This is a genomic window from Gordonia desulfuricans NBRC 100010 (assembly GCF_001485495.1).
Taxonomy (GTDB): Bacteria; Actinomycetota; Actinomycetes; order Mycobacteriales; family Mycobacteriaceae; genus Gordonia; species Gordonia desulfuricans.
The window spans coordinates 1-6679 of record NZ_BCNF01000059.1 but is presented as its reverse complement, the minus strand read 5'-3'; the positions used below and the strand labels follow the sequence as shown (position 1 = coordinate 6679).

Annotated in this window: 5 protein-coding genes; 3 read left to right on the top strand and 2 right to left on the bottom strand. The window is 69.1% G+C overall.

Going from position 1 to position 6679, the window contains the following annotated elements; all coding sequences use genetic code 11:
• Window positions 1-95 precede the first annotated feature (95 nt).
• Both GD1_RS10540 and GD1_RS10535 read right to left on the bottom strand, forming a co-directional pair.
• Window positions 96-1487 carry a mycothione reductase gene (locus GD1_RS10540; protein WP_059036973.1) on the bottom strand — a complete coding sequence of 464 codons (1392 nt, stop codon included), beginning with the start codon at window positions 1485-1487 and terminating at the stop codon, window positions 96-98.
• Between the two features lie 4 nt (window positions 1488-1491).
• On the bottom strand, window positions 1492-2568 hold the full coding sequence (locus GD1_RS10535) for an alpha/beta hydrolase (protein WP_373855304.1): 1077 nt from the start codon (window positions 2566-2568) through the stop codon (window positions 1492-1494).
• Between the two features lie 194 nt (window positions 2569-2762).
• Between GD1_RS10535 and mqo the strand changes: the two genes are divergently transcribed.
• The 3 genes from mqo to GD1_RS10520 all read left to right on the top strand — a co-directional run.
• Window positions 2763-4265, top strand: a complete 1503-nt coding sequence (mqo, locus tag GD1_RS10530; protein ID WP_059036975.1) for a malate dehydrogenase (quinone) — start codon at window positions 2763-2765, stop codon at window positions 4263-4265.
• A gap of 101 nt (window positions 4266-4366) precedes the next feature.
• Entirely contained in the window at window positions 4367-4873 is a 507-nt protein-coding gene (locus tag GD1_RS10525; protein WP_053776396.1) for a GNAT family N-acetyltransferase, read from the top strand.
• A 92-nt stretch (window positions 4874-4965) separates the two neighbouring features.
• Window positions 4966-6679 (top strand): AAA family ATPase (locus GD1_RS10520; protein ID WP_373855305.1); only part of this gene is annotated, 1714 nt, incomplete at its 3' end.

Below are 6679 nucleotides of genomic sequence, written 5' to 3'. Positions count from 1 at the left end.
CCGGCGGCCGGGGTCGCCAACCCGGCCACCTCCGAGGTGGTCACCCGGATCGAGCATCAACAGGCGATCCTGCTCGATCGACGTCGGGGAGCTGCTCAGATGTCCAGACCGAGTAGGGCGTTCTCCAGGACCTCGGGCATCGCCGGATGAATCCAATACTGGCCGCGGGCCATCTGCTGGGCGTGCAGCCCGAACGACATGGCCTGGATGACCGGCTGGATCACCGTCGGTGCCTGGGGGCCCATGATGTGGGCGCCGAGTAGCTCGCCGGTGCCGCGCTCGGCGATCAGCTTGCAGAACCCGGTGCTGTCCTCCATCGCCCAGCCGTAGGCGACATCGCCGTATGCCTGCACCTTGACGGTGATGTCGCGCCCGGTGGCGCGGGCCTGCTCCTCGGTCAGCCCGACCATGGCGATCTGCGGGTGGGTGAACACCGCGGCCGGCACGTACCGATGATCGAAGGACTCGAGATCGGTTGCATCCCAGCCCTTCAGAACGTTCTCCTGCACCACGCGCAGTTCATGGTTGGCGACGTGCTTCAGCTGATACGGCGACGACACGTCACCGAGCGCCCACACCTTCTCGGCCTGCGTGCGGCCGTGGGCGTCGACGATCACCCGGCCGTCGTCGGCCAGCTGCAACCCGATGGTCTCCAGACCCAGCCGGTCGCCGTTCGGTTCGCGACCGGTGGCCACCAGCAGGACGTCGGCGTCGAGATGCTCACCGTCGGCGAACTGCACCCGCACACCGCCGTCGGGCAGGTCGCTCGCCCCCACCACCTGGGTGTCGATGTGCAGGTCCCACCGCTTCTGGGCGATCTCGGTGAAGCTGCGCGAGATGTCGTCGTCGAGCTTGCGCAGCATCCGCGGGCCGCGCGCCACGATCGACACCTCGGTGCCGAGTGCACCGAAGACGTGGGCGAACTCGGCGGCGATATAGCCGCTGCCCAGGATGATCATCTTCTGCGGCAGCGTCTCGAGCCGCATCACATCGACATTGGTGTAGTAGCGCACCCCGCTGTCGGCGATCGGCGCCGGAACCGATGCGCGCGACCCGGCGGCCAGCACCACCTCGTCGGCGAGGATCACGTCGTCGGCGGTCACCAGTCGATAGCGGCCGTCGGCATCCCGGCCATCCAACCGGACATGCGTGTCGAAGACGGTGATGTTGTCGCAGTCTTCGACGCGGTATCGCTTGCCGCCCGCCGAGATCGGATCGATCCGGCCGAACACCCGCGACACGATCGACGGCCAGTCGGCGCCGTCGACGTGCGAGTGCACACCCAGCCGATCACCGTCGGCGGCGATCTCGGCCACCTCCGCGGCGTAGACGAACATCTTGGTGGGGATACAGCCGACGTTGAGGCAGGTGCCGCCGTAGACGCCCTCCTCGAAGATCGCGACCGACCGGTCGGCGTAGCGCTCGTCGGGCAGCGAGTTGCCGCTACCGGAGCCGATGACCGCGAGATCGACGGTGTGGGTGGTCATGGGTTCAGTTCTCCTCGGCTTCGTTGACGTCGGCCTGATCCACATCGGCGTCGACGGTGGCGGCGAGCCACGCGTCGACCTCGCGATAGGCCTGTTCGCGGGCATGGGCGACCGACAGGAAGACATCGTGGCGGGCATCGGTGACCGGGATCGTGGTCACGCGATTGCCCAGACAGCCACTCCACTGCGCGATCTGGCCGACGTCGAGCACGGCATCGGCGACGTCGACGGCGGCCGAGTACTCCCCGGAGAAGTAGGTCTTGTCCGAGCGCAACACCAGCGACGGCACCCCGACGTCGATCCCATGATGCAGGTGGCGCTGTCCGGTGCGGACGGCATCGAGGAAGCCGACGGTCACCGGGAAACCGCCCAGCGGCTTGAGGGTGAGGTCATAGCTCCACTCGCCCCGCGAGTCCTGGTGCAGGCTCTCACCATAGGCGGACGAGAGTTCTTGCGGGATCACAGTTTTCGGCTTCACCGAGGCAATGGCCTTGAGGGCCATCGACACCGGGAAGGTCCGCAGTACGGGCTTGCCCTGCAGGTCGAACCACGGGCTGTTGAGCAACAGACCGCTGATGTGGGCGTGCCGGGCCGGGTCGTCACGGCGCAGCCGGTCCAGCCACAGCGGGGTGATCAGCCCGCCGGTGGAGTGGGCGGCCACCAGGATCTGGGTGTCGGGCCCCAGCTCGTCGACGATGATGTCGACGGCCTTGCCGAGTTCCTCGTCGTAGCACCGCAGATCGGTGGTGAAGTGGGCGGTGTGCTGATCCTGCAGGGACCGTCCGCACTTGCGCAGGTCGATCGCATAGAAGGCACGGCCACGCTCGGCGAAGTGCTCGGCCAGCGGCTCGTGGAAGAAGTAGTCGGTGAACCCGTGCACGTAGAGCACCGCTCCGTACCGGGCGTCTGCGGCGGCGTGCGGGCGGCGGATCAGGGTTGCGGTGATCGGGTCCTCGCCGTCGGGATCGGGGCCCAGATCGATCGTGCGGACCTCGTAGCGATCGAGGAAATGGTCGGGTTGCCAGCCCGAAGCCGCGGCTTCGGTGATGGTCCCGGTGTCAGTGGTCTCAGAAGACGTCACGAGACCACTCTAGAGACGATCTGCCCACCGGTGACCCGACGGCGACGACCTGGGCTCGAACGACACATGCCTGGACGGAATGTCGCGCAGCCCACATTCCATGGACTCCCTTGAGGTGGGTCCGGGTAGATGGGGGACAATGGGTGGTCGACAACGGACGAGGGTCGTCCGAGCTGCGTGAAGTGGAGTCCAGGGTGGCGCAAACGGTGATCAAGACAGATGTGGCGTTGGTGGGCGCGGGCATCATGAGTGCCACGCTGGGGGCGCTGCTGCGCCAGCTGCAGCCCGACTGGTCGATCAGCCTGTTCGAGCGACTCGACGCCGCGGCGGCCGAGAGCTCGGACCCGTGGAACAACGCCGGCACCGGCCACTCGGCGCTGTGCGAGCTCAACTACACCCCCAAGACCGCCGACGGCGATGTGAACATCGACAAGGCGCTCAACATCAACGAGCAGTTCCAAGTGTCGCGGCAGTTCTGGGCCCACGCCGTGGACAACGGTGTGCTCGGCGCCCCGGACGAGTTCATCAACCCCATCCCGCACGTCAGCTTCACCCACGGTGCGGCCGGTGCGGAGTACCTGCGCAAGCGCTACGACCGTCTGTCCGCGCAGACCCTCTTCGAGGGCATGGAGTACATCACCGACCCCGACGAGTTCAGCAAGCGACTCCCGCTGATGGCCACCGGGCGTGACTTCGACGAGCCGGTCGCCCTGAACTGGTTCACCGACGGCACCGACGTCGACTTCGGCGCCCTCACCCAGGGGCTGCTCAACTTCGTCTCCCGCGGCGGCGACATCTACTTCGGTCACGCGGTGACCAACCTGAACAAGCAGTCCGACGGCAGCTGGATCGTCAAGGTGCGCAACACCCGTACCGGTGAGAAGCTGCAGGTCCACGCCAAGTTCGTGTTCGTCGGTGCCGGCGGCGGCGCACTGCACCTGTTGCAGAAGTCCGGTATCGCCGAGGCCAAGGGCTTCGGCGGGTTCCCGGTGTCGGGCGAGTTCTTCCGCTGCACCAACCCCGACCTGATCGAGCAGCACGCCGCCAAGGTGTACGGCCAGGCGGCCGTCGGCGCACCGCCGATGTCGGTGCCCCACCTCGACACCCGTGTCATCAACCACAAGAAGGGCCTGCTGTTCGGCCCGTACGCCGGCTGGTCACCCAAGTTCCTCAAGAGCGGCAGCTTCATGGACCTGCCGAACTCGGTCAAGCCGAGCAACATGCTGCCGATGCTGTCGATCGCGCCGCAGGAGTTCGGTCTGCTCAAGTACCTGATCTCCGAGCTGGCCGCCGGTCCCGCCGACCGTGTCGCGACGCTCTCGGAGTTCGTCCCGCGCGCCCTCGGCTCCGACTGGGAGATGATCACCGCCGGTCAGCGCGTGCAGGTCATCCGCAAGACCGGTGTCGGCGGATCGCTGGAGTTCGGCACCGCCGTCGTCGCCGCCGGTGACGGCACCATCGCCGGTCTGCTCGGTGCATCGCCGGGCGCCTCGACCGCCGTGCCGGCCATGCTCGACGTCCTGGAGAAGTGCTTCCCGGCGGAGTACAAGGCGTGGACCCCCAAGCTCACCGAGATGATCCCGTCCTTCGGCCAGAAGCTCTCGGACAACCGCGACCTGTTCCACCAGGTCTGGGACTGGACCAGCACGAGCCTGCAGCTCAAGCGTGACCCGGCGATCGCCTCGACCGGAGCCTGAGTCGGTGATGTCCGCGCAGCCCGATCCCGGCCTGCGCGGACATCTGGCATCCCACCTGCTCGGGTACCGCCGACGACCGCAGGTGTGATACCCACGAACCCATGACGTCACCCATGCCGGAACCGCAGCTGCATCGGCGGTCGTCCGCCGACCTCGACACCGCGACCCTCTACCGCCTCCTGCGGTTGCGGGTGGATGTCTTCGTCGTCGAGCAGGCGTGTCCGTATCCCGAGCTGGACGGCCGTGACCTCGAACCGGGCACCCGGCATTTCTGGTTCGCCGACGGCGACGCCGTGCTCGCCACCCTGCGCGTGCTGGAGGACGGGCCGGGCCCCGACGGTCGCATGGTGTACCGGATCGGTCGGGTGTGCACCGAGCGTGCACATCGCGGCCGGCGGCTGACCGCCCGGCTGATGCAGGCCGCCCTCGACGAGATCGGGGCGCACACCTGCCGGATCGAGGCGCAGACCTATCTCTCGGAGATGTACGCACGCTTCGGTTTCCGCGCCGACAGTGACGAATACCTCGAAGACGGCATCCCGCACGTGTCGATGGTGCGTCCCGCCGGGACCACCCCGACCCCGAACCCGGAGGTCACCCCGGCGTGACGAGTTCCCCCACCCGTCCGGACGGACCGCAGCGGCTCGCCGCGGCGGCCGGGCCGGGCGTCCCCGCACCGCTGCGCTACCCGTTCACCGCGGTGGTCGGCCAGGACCGACTCAAACTCGCGCTGATCCTCTGCGCGATCTCGCCGGGTATCGGCGGAGTGCTGATCCAGGGAGAGAAGGGCACGGCCAAGTCCACCATCGTCCGTGCGCTGGGACCGCTCCTCGACGACGGGCCACACGGGCGTGGACGCGTCGTCGAACTGCCGATCGGCGCCACCGAGGACCGGGTGATCGGGTCGATCGACCTCACCAGCGTGCTGCGAGACGGGCGTCCCGAGTTCACCCCGGGTCTGCTCGCCCGCGCCGACGGCGGCGTGCTCTACATCGACGAGGTCAACCTGCTCGCCGACCATCTCGTCGACGTCCTCCTCGACGCCGCCGCCAGCGGTCGTGTGACCGTGGAACGTGACGGCGTCTCGCACACCCAGCCCGCGGACTTCGTGCTGGTGGGCACCATGAACCCGGAAGAGGGGGAGCTGCGGCCGCAGCTACTCGACCGGTTCGGGCTCGCAGTGGCCGTCACCGCCGCCCGCGATGTCTCCGAGCGCGTCGAGATCGTCCGTCGCCGAATGGATTTCGACACCGATCCGGAATCGTTCCGGGCGCGCTATGCCGACGCCGAGGCCGACCTCACCGACCGTATCGCCCGGGCCCGTGACGTGATCGGCGACGTGGAACTGTCCGATGCGCAGCTGCGGCGGATCGCCGGTATCTGCGCGCATCTGGAGGTCGACGGGATGCGCGGCGACATCGTCGTCGCGCGGACCGCCACCGCACATGCCGCACTGCGAGGGGCCGCCGCCGTGGACGCCGACGACGTGCGGGTCGCCGTCGAACTGGCCCTGCCGCATCGGCGGCGCCGCAACCCGTTCGACGAGTCCGGCCTGAGCGACCAGCAACTCGACGAGGCACTCGCCGCCGGTGACGCCGCCGCCGGTGACGACGATCCGGAACCGCCGGACACCGACCCGGACGGTGGGCCGGACAGCGGCCCTGACGATTCCGATCCGAACGGCGGACCGCAGGCCGATGCCGGTTCGGACCCCGCTCCCGACACCCCGGCCCCGGACACCCCCGAAGGGGGAACTCCGGATGCGCCGGCGGAGCCGGACGCCGAATCAGTTTCCGAGACAACGCCGAACGGACCGGCGGGCCCGCCGCCGGGCGGGGTGTTCGGTTCCCCGCCGACCGCCGCGCCCCGCCGGATGCGGGCGTTGCGGGTCGACGGGATCGGCGACGGCGACCCCGGCCGCCGGTCTCGGGCGCGCAGCCGCCGCGGTCAGACCGTGCGTGCGGTCGACTTCGCCGCCGGAACCCCGGTGCACCTGTTCGGCACGGTGCTCTCGGCCGCCGCGAACGGCATCGCCGACACCGGACGCGTCCAGATCACCGAACCCGACCTCAAGGGCGCCGACCGGATCGGCCAGGAGGGCAACCTGGTGGTGTTCGTGGTGGACCTCAGCGGGTCGATGACGGCCCGCCGCCGCCTCGCCGCGGTCAGCGAGATGTGTGTGGAACTGCTGCGTGACTCCTACACCCGGCGCGATCGTGTCGCGGTGATCGTCGCCCGCGGCTCCCGTGCCGAGACCGTGGTGCCGCCGACCAAGTCGGTGGAGATCGCCGTCCGACGCCTCGCCGGTGTCCGCACCGGCGGGCGCACCCCGCTGGCCGAGGGACTGCGGATGGCCGACGACCTGATCGCCCGCGCCCGGCGCACCGAGCCGCAGCGTCGGCCGCTGCTGGTGG

Coding starts and splice junctions, on each gene's coding strand:
- GD1_RS10540 (WP_059036973.1), bottom strand. CDS start 1,487: ATGACCACCCACACCGTCGATCTCGCGGTCATCGGCTCCGGTAGCGGC.
- GD1_RS10525 (WP_053776396.1), top strand. CDS start 4,367: ATGACGTCACCCATGCCGGAACCGCAGCTGCATCGGCGGTCGTCCGCC.